Source organism: Dechloromonas hankyongensis (genome assembly GCF_022012295.1).
Lineage (GTDB): Bacteria > Pseudomonadota > Gammaproteobacteria > Burkholderiales > Rhodocyclaceae > Azonexus > Azonexus hankyongensis.
Map to the genome: position 1 here is coordinate 299,012 of NZ_JAKLTN010000002.1, position 13,136 is coordinate 312,147.

At 62.6% G+C, this 13,136-nt stretch carries 14 protein-coding genes; 4 read left to right on the top strand and 10 right to left on the bottom strand.

Features of this window, described 5'->3' with window-relative positions; translation table 11 throughout:
- Nucleotides 1-11: 11 nt before the first annotated feature.
- Complete coding sequence (locus LZ012_RS09880) at nucleotides 12-545, bottom strand: response regulator transcription factor (protein WP_275710247.1); 534 nt, start codon at nucleotides 543-545, stop codon at nucleotides 12-14.
- Complete coding sequence (locus tag LZ012_RS09885) at nucleotides 542-1,801, bottom strand: ATP-binding protein (protein WP_275710249.1); 1,260 nt, start codon at nucleotides 1,799-1,801, stop codon at nucleotides 542-544. Before LZ012_RS09885 ends, LZ012_RS09880 begins: the two co-directional genes overlap by 4 nt.
- Before the next feature lie 85 nt (nucleotides 1,802-1,886).
- On the opposite strand from LZ012_RS09885, the gene LZ012_RS09890 reads away from it, so the two are divergent.
- Both LZ012_RS09890 and LZ012_RS09895 read left to right on the top strand, forming a co-directional pair.
- Entirely contained in the window at nucleotides 1,887-2,549 is a 663-nt protein-coding gene (locus tag LZ012_RS09890) for a c-type cytochrome (RefSeq protein ID WP_275710251.1), read from the top strand.
- Nucleotides 2,546-2,881, top strand: a complete 336-nt coding sequence (locus tag LZ012_RS09895) for a hypothetical protein (protein ID WP_275710253.1) — start codon at nucleotides 2,546-2,548, stop codon at nucleotides 2,879-2,881. The genes LZ012_RS09890 and LZ012_RS09895 overlap by 4 nt, the downstream gene beginning before the upstream one ends.
- 3 nt (nucleotides 2,882-2,884) lie before the next feature.
- On the opposite strand, the gene LZ012_RS09900 is transcribed toward LZ012_RS09895, so the two are convergent.
- Genes LZ012_RS09900 through LZ012_RS09925 form a run of 6 tightly spaced genes read right to left on the bottom strand, consistent with a single transcriptional unit; the run spans nucleotide 2,885 to nucleotide 7,503 of the window.
- Nucleotides 2,885-3,433 (bottom strand): methyltransferase family protein, encoded by a 549-nt coding sequence (locus LZ012_RS09900; protein WP_275710256.1) that lies wholly within the window; start codon nucleotides 3,431-3,433, stop codon nucleotides 2,885-2,887.
- A gap of 1 nt (nucleotide 3,434) precedes the next feature.
- The gene (locus LZ012_RS09905; protein ID WP_275710258.1) at nucleotides 3,435-4,739 is read right to left on the bottom strand and encodes a M18 family aminopeptidase; all 1,305 of its coding nucleotides are present in this window, start codon (nucleotides 4,737-4,739) and stop codon (nucleotides 3,435-3,437) included.
- Nucleotides 4,736-5,617 (bottom strand): esterase/lipase family protein, encoded by an 882-nt coding sequence (locus tag LZ012_RS09910; RefSeq protein WP_275710260.1) that lies wholly within the window; start codon nucleotides 5,615-5,617, stop codon nucleotides 4,736-4,738. Before LZ012_RS09910 ends, LZ012_RS09905 begins: the two co-directional genes overlap by 4 nt.
- A 1-nt stretch (nucleotide 5,618) precedes the next feature.
- Nucleotides 5,619-6,341 carry a DNA polymerase III subunit epsilon gene (dnaQ, locus tag LZ012_RS09915; RefSeq protein ID WP_275710262.1) on the bottom strand — a complete coding sequence of 241 codons (723 nt, stop codon included), beginning with the start codon at nucleotides 6,339-6,341 and terminating at the stop codon, nucleotides 5,619-5,621.
- A 9-nt stretch (nucleotides 6,342-6,350) separates the two neighbouring features.
- Nucleotides 6,351-6,797, bottom strand: coding sequence for a ribonuclease HI (gene rnhA / locus LZ012_RS09920; protein WP_275710264.1), 447 nt, complete (start codon nucleotides 6,795-6,797; stop codon nucleotides 6,351-6,353).
- On the bottom strand, nucleotides 6,787-7,503 hold the full coding sequence (locus LZ012_RS09925; RefSeq protein WP_275710266.1) for a class I SAM-dependent methyltransferase: 717 nt from the start codon (nucleotides 7,501-7,503) through the stop codon (nucleotides 6,787-6,789). Before LZ012_RS09925 ends, rnhA begins: the two co-directional genes overlap by 11 nt.
- Before the next feature lie 28 nt (nucleotides 7,504-7,531).
- Here LZ012_RS09925 and gloB point away from each other — a divergent pair, with 28 nt between their 5' ends.
- On the top strand, nucleotides 7,532-8,287 hold the full coding sequence (gene gloB, locus LZ012_RS09930; RefSeq protein WP_275710268.1) for a hydroxyacylglutathione hydrolase: 756 nt from the start codon (nucleotides 7,532-7,534) through the stop codon (nucleotides 8,285-8,287).
- Nucleotides 8,288-8,305: 18 nt separating this feature from the next.
- Here gloB and LZ012_RS09935 read toward each other — a convergent pair whose 3' ends face one another.
- Nucleotides 8,306-9,247: a GGDEF domain-containing response regulator gene (locus tag LZ012_RS09935; RefSeq protein ID WP_275710271.1), complete on the bottom strand. Its 942-nt coding sequence runs from the start codon at nucleotides 9,245-9,247 to the stop codon at nucleotides 8,306-8,308.
- A gap of 29 nt (nucleotides 9,248-9,276) precedes the next feature.
- Nucleotides 9,277-9,675: a hypothetical protein gene (locus tag LZ012_RS09940; RefSeq protein WP_275710274.1), complete on the bottom strand. Its 399-nt coding sequence runs from the start codon at nucleotides 9,673-9,675 to the stop codon at nucleotides 9,277-9,279.
- A 106-nt stretch (nucleotides 9,676-9,781) separates the two neighbouring features.
- On the opposite strand from LZ012_RS09940, the gene LZ012_RS09945 reads away from it, so the two are divergent.
- Nucleotides 9,782-13,135 carry a DUF748 domain-containing protein gene (locus LZ012_RS09945; RefSeq protein ID WP_275710276.1) on the top strand — a complete coding sequence of 1,118 codons (3,354 nt, stop codon included), beginning with the start codon at nucleotides 9,782-9,784 and terminating at the stop codon, nucleotides 13,133-13,135.
- The last annotated feature ends 1 nt before the right edge of the window (nucleotide 13,136 follow it).

A 13,136-nucleotide genomic window follows, 5' to 3' on the forward strand; every position in this document is an offset into this window, starting at 1 on the left:
CTCTCGGCAGCCTAGCTCTTGACCGGCCGTTTGGACAACTTGCGCTGAAGGGTCCGCCGATGCATTTTCAGGGCGCGCGCCGTGGCCGAGATGTTGCCGTCGTTTTCGTTGAGCACGCGTTGGATGTGCTCCCATTCGAGCCGGTCGACCGATAGCGGTTCGTCGGAAATGGGCAGGTCGAAGTCCGGGTTGGCGTCTTCGTCGAAGGCGCTGAGGATGGCCTCGATCTCGACCGGCTTGGCCAGGTACTGGATAGCACCCAGCTTGACCGCATCAACGGCAGTGGCGATGCTGGCGTAGCCGGTCAGGACAACGATCCGGCAGTCGGGGACGATGTCCAGCAACTGCGGGATCAGGGCCAGCCCGGACGCGCCGTTCAGGTTGAGGTCGAGCACCACGCGCCCGGGGGCAATTTCGCGTGCCTTGTCGAGCGCCGCCTGGGCATCCAGCGCACCGCAGGCCGGGTAGCCGCGTCGTTCCAGGGTGCGGACTAGAATGGCGTTGAAACTGGGGTCGTCATCGATGATCAGCATCGGTGTAGTCATGATTTCGCTCTGGGCAGTTCGATGCGGGCGATGGCGCCGCCGTCGTCGGGGTTGAGCAGGGATAGCCTGCCGCCAAGTTGTTCTATGGCGGTCCGGGTCAGCATCAGGCCGACGCCGCTGCCGCGTTCATGGGCGGGAAAACTGGTCTGCCCGCCATGCGCCAGCACTTCGGGCGGAAAACCGGGGCCGTGGTCGCGAATGTCCAGGCACAGGTCGTCGCTGCCCCAGCCCAGGCGGATTTCCAGCGGCTTGGGCGTGGCGTTGGCGGCGTTGTTCAATAGATTGAGAACCGCCTGTTCGAGGCGCGGGTCGGCCACGATGTCCGGCGCACCGCCATCGCTGGTGACGATAAGCCGGCTATTGGTCTGCGGGCGGGCGGCATGCCAATGCTGGCGAACGCCGTCCAGCCAGCGATCGGCGGGCAGTGATCCGGCATTTTCCAGACGTTCCGCTCCGGCGCGGCGCGACAGGCCGGTGATGATCTTTTTGCATACGGCGATTTGCTGACGGAGCAGGGCGATATCCTCGCGTGCCGGATCGCTGAGTCCCGGCTCGTTGGCCAGTTCGCCGGCGAGCAGCGCCATGGTGCCCAGGGGGGTGCCGAGCTCGTGGGCGGCACCGGCCGCCAGTGTGCCCATCGCCATCACGCGCTCGTCGCGCAATGCCTGTTCCCGGCTGGCGGCCAGTTCGGCGTCGCGTTCGCGGATCAATTGAGTCATGTGCACGATGATCCAGCCGATCATGACGGCCGAGATGACGAAAATCAGCCACATGCCGATCAGGTGCAGGCGGGTGGCGCGTGACGCATCGGTCATCGGCAGCGGGATGTAGAACACCATGAGCAGCGAATAGGTGACGATCGCCACGGCACTGACGATGATCACGTAGCGCCGGGGCAGGGTCAGCGCTGCGGTCGCCACCGGGGGCAGCAGCAGCGAAACCAGGGGATTGGCGGCGCCGCCGCTGAAGAAGACGACGGCGGACAGGGCACCGATATCGAACAGCAGTTGGGTGAACAGTTCGCCGTCCGTCGCCATTTGGCTACGCGCCACCCGCCACTGGGCCAGCCAATTGAACAGGCCGACCACCGCCATGATGCCGAGGAGCGGAACCTGCGGCACGGGAATGTCCAGCAAGCCCGGTCCCATCAGGATGAGCTGGATCAGAATGGCCAGCACGACCCAGCGACCGGCGACCAGTCGGCGTAAGTTGGCCTGGTGATCGACGCTTTGGTTGGTGCATGAACTCATTGGCATGGGGCGAATTATGCGTGATTTGCGTCAATTTTCGGCCGCCCGGAAGATGCGACAATTCGCCGCAGCTTTCACTGGAGTTCTTTGCATGCTGACGTATCTGCGTATTCCTTTCCTGCTGGCCGGCCTGGCGTGTGGCGGCGTGGCGCTGGCCGCCGATCTCGAGAAAGGCAAGGAGATCAATGGCACCTGTGCCGCTTGCCACAGCGATAACGGCCAGGGTGGCAAGAAGGGCGAATACCCGCGGATTGCCGGTCAGCAGGTGAAATACATCGAGAGCCAGCTGAAGAATTTCCGCTCGCGGACCCGGGTCAACATCCCGATGTTCCCCTATACCCAGGAGCGCGAACTATCGGACGAGGACATCAAGGACATCGCCGCCTATCTGAACGGCATCGTGCTCGATACCAAGATGCCGACCTATACCGGCAACGAGGATGCGCTGACCAAACTGCTGATGGCCGACCGCGTGATGATCATTCCGCGCGCCGAAGGCGACCTGGAAAATGGCGAGAAGATCTACCAGAAGCAATGTGCGGCCTGCCATGGCAAGACGGGCAAGGGCAGGGGCATGTTCCCGATGCTGGTCGGCCAATACACCAACTATCTGCAACGCCAGGTCAGCCTTTACCTGAAGGGGGACCGGCCGCACGACGAGGAAGGCACGGTCGGTCGGCTCAACGACCTCAAGGCGCAGGACATCCAGGACATCCTGGCCTACCTCACCTCGATCCAGGATACCGACAAATGAAACGCTTCCCGCTTCTCCTGCTGGCGCTGCTGGCTTCCGGTGGCGCCATGGCTCACGGACATGCCGGCCAAGTCGATGACAGCATGCCCGATGCCCAGAAAATCCGCTTCTGCGAGCGCGTCCGCGACCACGCCCTGCAGGCTTTCTACAATCGCGAGCGGGGAACCCCGATCAAGCTGTTCGTCGAGGACGGCAGCGACGGAGCGCGGATCACCAATCACATCATCAAGCGTATCTACGACGAACCGCAGATTTCCAGCCCGAAAAAGGCCGAGGCGTTCGGGCGGGCGACCTGCAACGAGATGATGGGGACGAAGGGCGCTCCGGAGTAAGTTTCAGAACAGAAAAGGAATGAAGCGCTTGGTACGCAGCATGTAGTCGGCGTACTCCTGGCCGAAATAGGCCAGGCATTCCTTTTCGTCAGTGGTGGCGGTCAGCCACAGGGCAACGCTCGCCACCAGCGCAATCGCGGTTCCGGGCAGGTTCGGATTCTGGAAGAAGACCCCCCAGGCCAGCGCCAGCAGCGACGCATACATCGGGTGTCTGATGTAGGCGAAAATGCCGTGCGACACCAGTTGCGTCGTTTTCTCGAATTCGTAGAAGGAACCGTCGTCGCGCTGGGTATCGGGGGCTCCGTCGCGTTGCAGGGTGGCGACACCGATGGCGACCAGGGCGATGCTGCTCATCATCAAGATCCACGACGCCATCTGGTGCGGCGAAAGAGGATCGGAACCCCAAACCTCGCGATTCATGACGATCAGGCCGAGAATGGCTTCCCACGCGAAGAAGCGGTAGAAACCGTGGCTGCCCGGTTTGCTCAGCGGTTTGCGCGACCACCAGACGATGACGGCCGAGCCGGCGAGGAAGAGGATAAGTTCGTTCATGTCAGTCGGCGAAGGCCGCGGTCAGGGCAGCGATCATGTAACTGTGATCCAGAACGCCGGCGCTTTCGCGGATGCTGTGCATGGCCCACATGGGGGAGCCGACGTCGACGCTGGCGATGCCCAGCCGCGACGCGACGATGGGGCCGATGGTGCTGCCGCAACCGAGATCGGTGCGGTGGGCGTATAGCTGGCAGGGCACGCCGGCTTTGTCGCAGATGGCCATGAAGCGGGCCGCCGTTTCGGCATTGGTGCTGTAGCGCTGGTTGGCGTTGCTCTTGATCACCGGGCCGGCATTGACCAGGGCGTGGTGGCATGGCTCGTAGGCGGCCGGAAAGTTCGGGTGCCAGCCGTGCGCCATGTCGGCGCTGATGAAGAAGCTGCGCGCCAGCATGCGGCGCTGGTCTTCGCCATCCAGCCCGGCGTTGCCGGCCAGACGGGCGATCACGTCGGCAACGAAGCTGCCGCCGGCGCCGGCCGCGCTTTCGCTGCCCACTTCCTCATGGTCGAAGAAGGCGCACAGCGCCGTAGCCGCGGGCTTTTCGGTAGCCAGCAAGGCGCTTAGTGCGGCATGGCAGGAGGCCAGGTTGTCGAGCTGGCTGTTGGTAACGAATTCGCGATCGGCGCCCCACAAGCTGCCTTTCTGCGTATCGTAGGCATTCAGTTCCCAGGTCAGCAGATCGTCGGGCTGAACGCCGAGGGCGGTGGCGATGGGCTGGCGGAAACGCAGGTCAGCTTTGGTGCCATCCTCGGCCACTCCGAGCAGCAAGGGGAGTTCGGTCTGCTTGTTGAATTTCAGGCCGTTCTCGTTGACCTCGCGGTTCATGTGGATGGCCAGGTTGGGCAGGCGCAGCAGCGGATCGGCAAAGCGCACCAGCCGCGTTTCGAAACCGTCGGCGACGCGCACATTGACCCGACCGGCCAGCGACAGATCACGGTCGGCGAAGGTGGCCAGGATAGGGCCGCCATAGACTTCCACGCCGAGGCGAACCATGCCGCCGACTTCCTCGGCCGGCTTGGGTTTGATGCGCAGGCCCGGCGAATCGGTGTGGGCGCCGATGATGCGCAGGCCGGCTTCGGCCATGGCTTCGCTGCCGGCGCTGAAGGCGATGATCGATGAGCCGCCGCGCACAACGTAGTGTTTGCCACCCGGCTGCAGCGCCCAGCGCTCGCTTTCTTCCAAGCGGGTGAAACCGGCGGCCTGCAGGCGCTGTTCGCAGGTGTGGACGGCATGCCAGGGACTGGGGCTGGCATCGATGAAATCGAGCAGGTCCTGGGCCTGGCGGCGGGCGTTATCGGGAATGTTCATGGTTTCTGTTGCAGCAATTCAATGAGGCGGTCGGCTACGCGTACATCATAAAGCATGGCGATGTGGCCGACCGGCGGCAGTTCGACGTCGCGTGCACCTGGCAAGCGTTGATTATCCTGCGGCATTACGTAGTTGTCGTAGGCATTGCGTAAGCTGATTGCCGGAACGCTCAGCGGTTCGGCGGCCATGTCCTGCAGCCACAGCGAACCGCTGGTCATTTCGCGGGCATTCTGGCCGAAGCCGATCTGGCACATGTCGCTGCCCTGATGCGGGGAAGCCAGGGTGATCAGTCGGGCGACGCGCTCCCTGCCGTGCCGGGCCAGGTAGCAACGGGCGATCAGGCCGCCCATGCTGTGGCAGACCAGGGTGACTTGACGGCTGCCAGTGGCGGCGCAGACTTCTTCAATGCGTTGGTTCAAGAGCGGCTCGAGTCGCCCCAGGCTGATATACGGTGGAGCCAGGCTGACCGTGCCGACGGTGTGGCCGGCTGCTTCGAGGCGTTTGCGCAGCAGCCACCAGACGCCTCGGCTGCAGCCGTAACCGTGTACCAGCAAGACCGGATGGCTGCTTTGAGGCAGGCGATCGGCCGGCATCCACAAGCGTTCAAAGGGAATGACCAGCACGAATGTGAGCAGGAAGGCGAGGTATTCCTCGATGACCATCCTCGCCCGGCGCATGAAGCCCAGTGCGGGAGCCGGCGAGCCGTGGGCCACGGCGAAGGTCCAGGTGATGGCGTTGATGCCGGCGCGCACACCAAGGATGCCGCCGAATGCGCCGAGCAGGGTGGCCACCCAGTCGGCATGCAGGTAGTGGCGGCCGACATAGAGATAGCCGGCGATTTCCAGGCCAAGCCAGAACAATAGGGAAACGGGGACCATGTCAGTTTGCGGCGGGTTCCGCTTCCGGCTTCGGTAGCCAGATGCAGGCACCCTTCGATTCCTTGTCGATGCCGGCCAGGTTTTTTGCATGTTCGGCCAGTTCATCCTCCGTGGCGCGGCGGACGAGCAAGGGCTTGCGTTCGCGGACCTGACCATCGGCGCCGATATTCGGGCGCGGTGCGGTGTCCGGCTCGATCATCAGGGTGTTCTGGCCGCGCGTCATGGCCAGGAAAACGTCGGCCAGCAGTTCCGTGTCGAGCAGCGCGCCGTGCAGGGTGCGGGTCGAGTTGTCGATTTCGTAGCGTTCGCACAAGGCATCCAGGCTGTTGCGCTTGCCCGGATGCAGTTCCTTGGCCATCTTCAGCGTATCGGTCACGCCATTGCAGATGGTCTCGACCGGCACGCGGTCGAGGCGGCGCAGTTCGGCATTGAGGAAGCCGATGTCGAATGGTGCGTTGTGGATGACCAGTTCGGCGCCGCTGATGAACTCCAGGAATTCATCGACGATGTCGGCGAATTTCGGCTTGTCGGCCAGGAATTCCAGCGTGATGCCGTGCACCGCCTGGGCGCCGGCATCGATTTCGCGTTGCGGATTGACGTACTTGTGCAGATGGCGCCCGGTCAGTCGCCGGTTCTCCATCTCGATGCAGGCGACTTCGATGATGCGGTGACCCGAGCGCGGGTCGAGGCCGGTGGTTTCGGTATCGAGGACGATCTGGCGCATGCTGCTTCCTTACTTTTTCAATTCGTCGATGCCGCGATTGGCCAGGGCATCGGCGCGTTCGTTTTCCGGGTGGCCGGCGTGGCCCTTGACCCACACCCATTGCAGCTTGTGCTGGCGGACCAGGGCATCGAGGGTCTGCCACAGGTCGGCATTCTTGACCGGCTTCTTGTCCGAGGTTTTCCAGCCGTTGCGCTTCCAGCCGTTGATCCACTCGCTGATGCCCTTCAGCACGTATTGCGAGTCGGTATAAACGGTGCCGACGACCGGCCGTTTCAGCGCTTCCAGGCCGCGAATGGCGGCGGTCAATTCCATGCGGTTGTTGGTCGTTTCCTTTTCGCCGCCCCACAGTTCCTTTTCGTGAGCGCCGGCGCGCAGGATGGCGCCCCATCCGCCGGGGCCGGGATTGCCCTTGCAGGCGCCGTCGGTAAAGATTTCGATGCTGTCTTCAGTGGCCATGTGTTTCTTTTTGCGTAATGGGGCGCAGCGCTTTGGCGCGCACCGGGTTTTTCTTCCAGTTAGGGGTGATCAGCCGCATGCCGTGCATGCGCTTGATGGCACGCAGCACGTAGACGCCGCCGGAAAAGCTCCACCAGCGCTCCCGCGAATTGTCGACGTGTTGCCATCCCCGCAGCCAGCGCAAGCGGTCGAGCGGTGGAATGCAGCAGCCCAGGCTGCCCTTATCGACCTCGAAGCCGAGCAGTTTCAGCCAGTCCTTCAGGCGGTTCAGCGACAGATAACTGCCGTTCCACGGAAACTGGCCGCTGCGGTCGAAGCGGCGCTTCACGCCCCACAGCGACAGTGGATTGAAGCCGATGACGATCAGTTGCCCTTCCGGGATCAGGATGCGTTCGACCTCGCGCAGGATCTGGTGCGGCTCGTCGCTGAATTCCAGGACATGGGGCAGGACGACCAGATCGGTGCTGCTCGTGGCAATGGGCAGGGCGGAGAAGTCGCACAGGAAATCGACGCTTCCCGCATCGCCGGTCTTCTGGCGAAGCGGAATGCGGTTGGCGCGCAGGAAGTCGGCTTGCGGCAGACCGATTTGCAGGGCGTTGTAGCCGAAGATGTCGGTGACAAGATCATCGACCTGGCGCTGTTCCCATGCCAGCACATGGCGGCCCGGCGTAGACGCCAGCCAGCGGTCGAGACCGGGAATTGACATCCGGGGCGCGTCGCTCGATAGTTCCGGCATGTTTGAAGTGTCGTTCATTCCCGCGTTCAAGGACAATTACATCTGGCTGCTGACCCAGGGCAAGCGCGCCTGGGTCGTCGACCCCGGCGATGCCGCCCCGGTGCAGGCCAGGCTGGAAGCCGACGGGCTGGACCTCGAAGGCATCCTGATCACCCACCATCATCCCGATCATCAAGGGGGCGTCGCCGCACTGGCGACACAATGGCCGGTCAAGGTCTATGCACCGGGCAACGAGTCTATCACAGCCTGCACCCACCCCCTCTTTGGCGGCGAGAGCATCGATGTTCTCGGCCAGCGCGTGCAGGTCATGGCTGTTCCCGGTCACACCCTCGGCCACCTGGCCTACTACGTCGACGGGGCGCTGTTTTGCGGGGACACGCTGTTCGGCGCCGGCTGTGGCCGCTTGTTCGAAGGGTCGCCGGAACAGATGTCGGGGTCGCTGGACAGCATCGCCGCCTTGCCGGACGACACACTGATCTACTGTGCCCATGAATATACGCAGATGAACCTGGGTTTTGCGCTGGCGGTGGAACCCGGGAACGAGGTGTTGCAGGCGAGGGCAGTTCAGGTCGCGGCATTGCGCGCGGCCGGGCGTCCCTCCGTGCCCCTGGTGCTGGGCGAGGAAAAGGCGACCAATCCCTTCCTGCGCTGCACGCAGCCGGCGGTGGTGCAGGCTGCCTTGCGTCACGCGGCCGGCGGCAGCGGCAAGGTGGCGGTTTTCGCCGCGATCCGCAGCTGGCGGAACAACTTCTAAGGATCTTCCGGCGACTGTTCAGGCGGCATCGGCACGGCAGACGCGATCGCGTCCCTCGTGCTTGGCTCGGTACAGGGCTTTTTCGGCCGCGAGGACTAGGTCGTCGGGCGGGTTGTCGAACCCCGGTGCCGCTGAGGCGATGCCGATGCTCAGCGTAACCTGGCCGGTTGGTGAGGCGGGGTGGTGCAGATCGAGGTCACGAACGCCCTGCTGAATTTTCTCGGCCACCATCAGGGCGCCGCCGATGGTGGTTTCGGCCAGAATCACGGCGAATGTCTCGCCGCCATGGCGGGCCACGATATCGGACGGACGCTCCGAATGGCGGCTGATGGTGGCGGCGATCTGGCGCAGGCATTTGTCGCCGGCCTGATGCCCAAACGTGGCGTTGTACAGTTTGAAATAATCGATGTCGCACATCAGCAGGGCGACCGGGTTCGAATGGCGCCGGGCGCGCCGCCATTCGACCGACAGCGCTTCGTCGAAAGCGCGGCGGTTGACGATGCCAGTCAGATTGTCGATGGACGAGATGCGGGTCAGTTCCTGATTGGCCGCGTCCAGTTTCCGCGTCAGCGAGAGCAGCGATGCGCGCATCAGAACCAGGCGTTGCATGGCCCGTATCTTCGCGCCGAGGACGATTTCGCTGATCGGCTTGAGCAGGTAGTCGTCGCCGCCGGCCGCGATGCCTTTTTCGATATCGTCATCCTGGCCGGTCGACGACAGGAAAATGATCGGCGTCCATTCGCCCCCGTTCTCGATGGCGCGGATGCGCCCGGCGAGGGCCAGGCCGTCCATGTCGGGCAGGGTGAGGTCGAGAAGGATCAGGTCAGGGCGATGCTGTTCGTACAGTTCGATGGCCGCGGCCCCGTTTGCGGCGCAGACGGCCGTGGCGCCGAAGTGCTCGACATAGTGCTGCAGCGAGGCTGGACTGTATCGGCTGTCTTCGACGACGAGTATTTTCATGGCAACGGTACGGATGTCATGGCGGCAGTCTAACGGCAATAGCGCGTGAAGAAAACCAGAGCACTGACTGCGATGGAGACGGCAGCCGTTATCCAGACGATTCCCCAGATCAGCGACTGGCGGGCCTGATGATGTGCCGCGCGCCGCTTGTAATCGACATAGCGCTGGAACTCGCCCAGCGTCAGCACGGCCGTGAATGTGAAAAAGATCATGCTGAAGAACATGGCGATAATCGTGCCGTTCGACAAGGTCTGGCAGGAAGCCGCCGTGCGATGCAGGAAAATCAATACGGCATCGGTCTGGAACGAGTAACGGGTGACCAGATAGGCCAGGCCGGCAAAAGTGCTGATCAGGCCGATGCCCAGCCAGGTCTGCCAGCGTTTGAGTGCCACGACGGCACGGTAGATATCGTCAACGATCCATTTCATATGTTTTACCAGGGCGCCGTGCAGCCGGTGTGCTAAATTTAGCCCATGAACAGGTACTCCGGGGCAGAATAACATGACTATGCAGGCGCTAAGCAATTCCGTGTCAATGTCACGGCTTTCGGCTGCCCTGAAAGCCCCGCGCAGCGTCAAGTTCGGCAAGTGGTTGTTGATATTTCTGCTGGTTTTTGGGGTATTTGGCTTCTTTGCCGCGCCGCCGCTCTTAAAGTCCATTTTGCTCAAGCAGCTGTCGGCCCAGTTGCACCGCGAAGTCAGCATCGAGCAGATTGCCATCAACCCCTATGCCTTGTCGGCCCGGGTCAATGGCCTGTCGATCAAGACCGAAGGCGGCAAGGAGGTGGCCGGTTTCGACGAACTGTTCGTCAATCTGTCGTCGGCCTCGCTGTTCAAGCTGGCGGCCGTGGTCGACGAAATCCGCCTGCAGGGACTGCGTCTTGCCGTGTCCCGGCTGGAAGAGGGGCGCTACGATATTTCCGATTTGCTCGACGAGTGGATGAAACCCAAGGACGAGCCGGATACCGGAACGCCGCGCTTCTCGCTGAACAACATCCAGCTGATCAACGGCAAGATCGTCTTTGACGACCAGCCGAAGGGCAAGGTCCATACGATCAGCGACATCAACCTGGCCTTGCCCTTCGTGTCCAGCCTGCCCTATCAGGCCGAGGTGCTGGTTAAACCGGCCTTCTCGGCCAGCATCAATGGTTCGCCGCTGGCGCTGACCGGCGACAGCAAGCCGTTTTCGACGACTCATGAAAGTCACCTGAATCTCGATCTGGATCGCTTCGACCTCGCCGCGTTGCAGCCTTATCTGCCGGAGTCGCTCCCCTTCCGGCTGAAGGCCGGCACCCTCGACACGGAAATGAAGGCCATGTTCAAGGAGGTGTCGGACCAGGTCTATTCGGTGACCATGGTTGGTGCCGCGCACGTTTCCGGGCTGGCGGTGACGGAGAGCGACGGTGCGCCGCTCGTCGACTGGAAGCGCCTCGACGTCGAACTTGAACAGGTCGATCCGCTCAATCGCCTGGCGGCCGTCAAGCACGTCGGCCTCGATGGGCTGGTGGTCAGTCTGGCGGTGAACAAGCAGGGCGAATTCAACGTGTTGCGCCTGCTCGGCAAAATGGCTGCGGCGGCGCCGGCCAAGGCTGAGCCGCCGCCCGAGCCGGGCAAACCCTTCGCCTGGACGCTGGGCGGATTCGCCCTGACCAATGGTCTGCTGCGCTGGCAGGACGAATCGAACCCGACCCCGGTCGCCGGCGAAGTGCGTCACCTGCACGCCAGCGTCGGCAAGGTCGACAGCAAGCTGGCCGAGCCGATCGAAATCGGCGAAGTGGCCTATCAGGTCGATCTCGGCGAGCGTTTTCGGGTCGAGAAAATGGCCTTCAAGGGCATCAAGGTCGACTTGCCGGCGCACCGCATCGATATTGCCGAGGTGACCAATAGCGGTGCTCGCGCCCGCATGCTGCGCAACAAGGCCGGCCAGATCGAATGGGTCAGCTCGCCGGTGCTGAAGACCATCCGGGCGACCGATGCCAAGGTCGAGGGCAAGGCCAGGGAAGAAAAGCCGTGGATAGGCCTGGTCGGCAAACTCGCCGTCGAGGATCTCGCCTTCCGTTTCGAGGACCAGACGACGCAGCCGGCCGCGGTTCAGGAAATCGACGGATTCAACCTACGTGGCGAAGGGCTGACCAACGAGCCGAACCGCAAAGGCAAGATCGCCGTGCAGACCCTGGTCAATAAGAAGGGCAGCGTGAACGTCGATGGCAGCTTGCAGGTCTACCCGCTCGATGTGGCGGTCAAGCTTGAGACGCAGGCGATTCCGCTGCTGCCGCTCGAACCGTACCTCGGCCAGTTCCTCAATGTGTCGGTAAATCGCGGGCAGGTGTCGAACAAGGGCGAGGCCACGGCCAAGCTCGATACCGGTGGGCTGAAGGCCGGCTACAAGGGCAATTTCACGCTCGGTGATTTCGTCGCTGTCGACAAGGCGAACAGCACCGATTTCCTGAAGTGGAAGTCGCTTTACTTCGGCGGCATCGATTTCCGGCTGGAGCCGATGGCGATCAATGTCGGCGAAATCGCATTGACCGACTTTTACTCGCGCCTGATCCTGAACAAGGAAGGCAAGCTGAACCTGGCCGACATGATCAAGAAGCCGGGTGGCGAACCGGTCGCAGCGGCAACCGACAAGCCGGTTGAGACGAAGGGCGATGGAAAGGCCGAGACGAAGCCGGCGGCAAAGAATGCAGCGCCCGCCAAGCCGCCGGTGCCGATCAAGATAACCAAGATCACGCTGCAGAACGGCACGGTTAATTTCTCCGACTTCTTCGTCAAGCCGAACTACAGCGTCAATATCGCCAAACTGGGCGGCCGGGTGAGTGGTCTGTCATCGGCCCCCGATACCGTTGCCGACATGGAACTGCGCGGCAAGTATGCCAATTCGGCTCCCGTGCAGATCGTGGCCAAGCTGAATCCGTTGGCCGCCAAGTCCTACCTCGATCTGAAGGCCGAGATTACCGGCGTCGATTTGACCGGCTTCTCGCCGTATTCCGGCAAGTACGCCGGCTATGCCATCGAGAAGGGCAAGCTGTCGCTGAACGTCGCCTACAAGTTGGAAAACAACCAGCTGAGCGCCGAGAACCGCTTGTTCATCGACCAGTTCACCTTCGGCGACAAGGTCGAAAGCCCAGACGCCACCACATTGCCGGTCAATCTCGCCATTTCGCTGCTCAAGAACAATCGCGGCGAAATCGATCTGAATCTGCCGATCTCCGGTTCGCTGGACGATCCGCAGTTTTCCATCGGCGGCCTGATCATCAAGGTCATCGTCAACTTGTTCGTGAAGGCCGTGTCCTCGCCCTTCGCCTTACTGGGATCGATGTTCGGCGGCGGTGAAGAACTGTCTAACGTAGAATTTGCTGCAGGCCGCGCCGGTATCGATGCCGCCGCGACGAAGAAGCTGGAAAGCCTGGCCAAGGCCCTGGTCGAGCGCAATTCCCTGAAGCTGGAAATCACCGGCCGGGCGGATCCGGAAAACGACAAGGAAGGCATCAAGCGGGTCGCCATGGAGCGCGCCATGAAGGCCGAGAAGCTGAAGGACCTGAAGAAGGCGGGCGAAGGAAGGTCGCTGGACGACATCGACATCGCCCCCGACGAATACAAGACCTATCTGACGCGTGCCTACAAGGAAGCGAAATTCCCCAAGCCGCGTAACGTGGTCGGTTTGCAGAAGGACCTGCCGGTCGAGGAAATGGAAAAGCTGATGCTGACCAATCTGCCGGCGACCGATGACGATATCAAAACCCTGGCCGACCGCCGGGCAGACGCCGTACAGGGCTGGCTGGTCGAGCAGGGCAAGGTGCCGCCCGAACGGGTTTTCCTGCTGCCGGCCAAGGTCGAGCATGACGACCAGGGCAAGGGTAGCCGCGCCGATTTTTCCTTGAGGTAAG

What these genes read in the sequence shown, in the direction of transcription:
- LZ012_RS09880 (WP_275710247.1), bottom strand. Translation starts at nt 545, where the DNA reads ATGACTACACCGATGCTGATCATCGATGACGACCCCAGTTTCAACGCC.
- LZ012_RS09885 (WP_275710249.1), bottom strand. Translation starts at nt 1,801, where the DNA reads ATGCCAATGAGTTCATGCACCAACCAAAGCGTCGATCACCAGGCCAAC.
- LZ012_RS09890 (WP_275710251.1), top strand. Translation starts at nt 1,887, where the DNA reads ATGCTGACGTATCTGCGTATTCCTTTCCTGCTGGCCGGCCTGGCGTGT.
- LZ012_RS09895 (WP_275710253.1), top strand. Translation starts at nt 2,546, where the DNA reads ATGAAACGCTTCCCGCTTCTCCTGCTGGCGCTGCTGGCTTCCGGTGGC.
- LZ012_RS09900 (WP_275710256.1), bottom strand. Translation starts at nt 3,433, where the DNA reads ATGAACGAACTTATCCTCTTCCTCGCCGGCTCGGCCGTCATCGTCTGG.
- LZ012_RS09905 (WP_275710258.1), bottom strand. Translation starts at nt 4,739, where the DNA reads ATGAACATTCCCGATAACGCCCGCCGCCAGGCCCAGGACCTGCTCGAT.
- LZ012_RS09910 (WP_275710260.1), bottom strand. Translation starts at nt 5,617, where the DNA reads ATGGTCCCCGTTTCCCTATTGTTCTGGCTTGGCCTGGAAATCGCCGGC.
- dnaQ (WP_275710262.1), bottom strand. Translation starts at nt 6,341, where the DNA reads ATGCGCCAGATCGTCCTCGATACCGAAACCACCGGCCTCGACCCGCGC.
- rnhA (WP_275710264.1), bottom strand. Translation starts at nt 6,797, where the DNA reads ATGGCCACTGAAGACAGCATCGAAATCTTTACCGACGGCGCCTGCAAG.
- LZ012_RS09925 (WP_275710266.1), bottom strand. Translation starts at nt 7,503, where the DNA reads ATGTCAATTCCCGGTCTCGACCGCTGGCTGGCGTCTACGCCGGGCCGC.
- gloB (WP_275710268.1), top strand. Translation starts at nt 7,532, where the DNA reads ATGTTTGAAGTGTCGTTCATTCCCGCGTTCAAGGACAATTACATCTGG.
- LZ012_RS09935 (WP_275710271.1), bottom strand. Translation starts at nt 9,247, where the DNA reads ATGAAAATACTCGTCGTCGAAGACAGCCGATACAGTCCAGCCTCGCTG.
- LZ012_RS09940 (WP_275710274.1), bottom strand. Translation starts at nt 9,675, where the DNA reads ATGAAATGGATCGTTGACGATATCTACCGTGCCGTCGTGGCACTCAAA.
- LZ012_RS09945 (WP_275710276.1), top strand. Translation starts at nt 9,782, where the DNA reads ATGTCACGGCTTTCGGCTGCCCTGAAAGCCCCGCGCAGCGTCAAGTTC.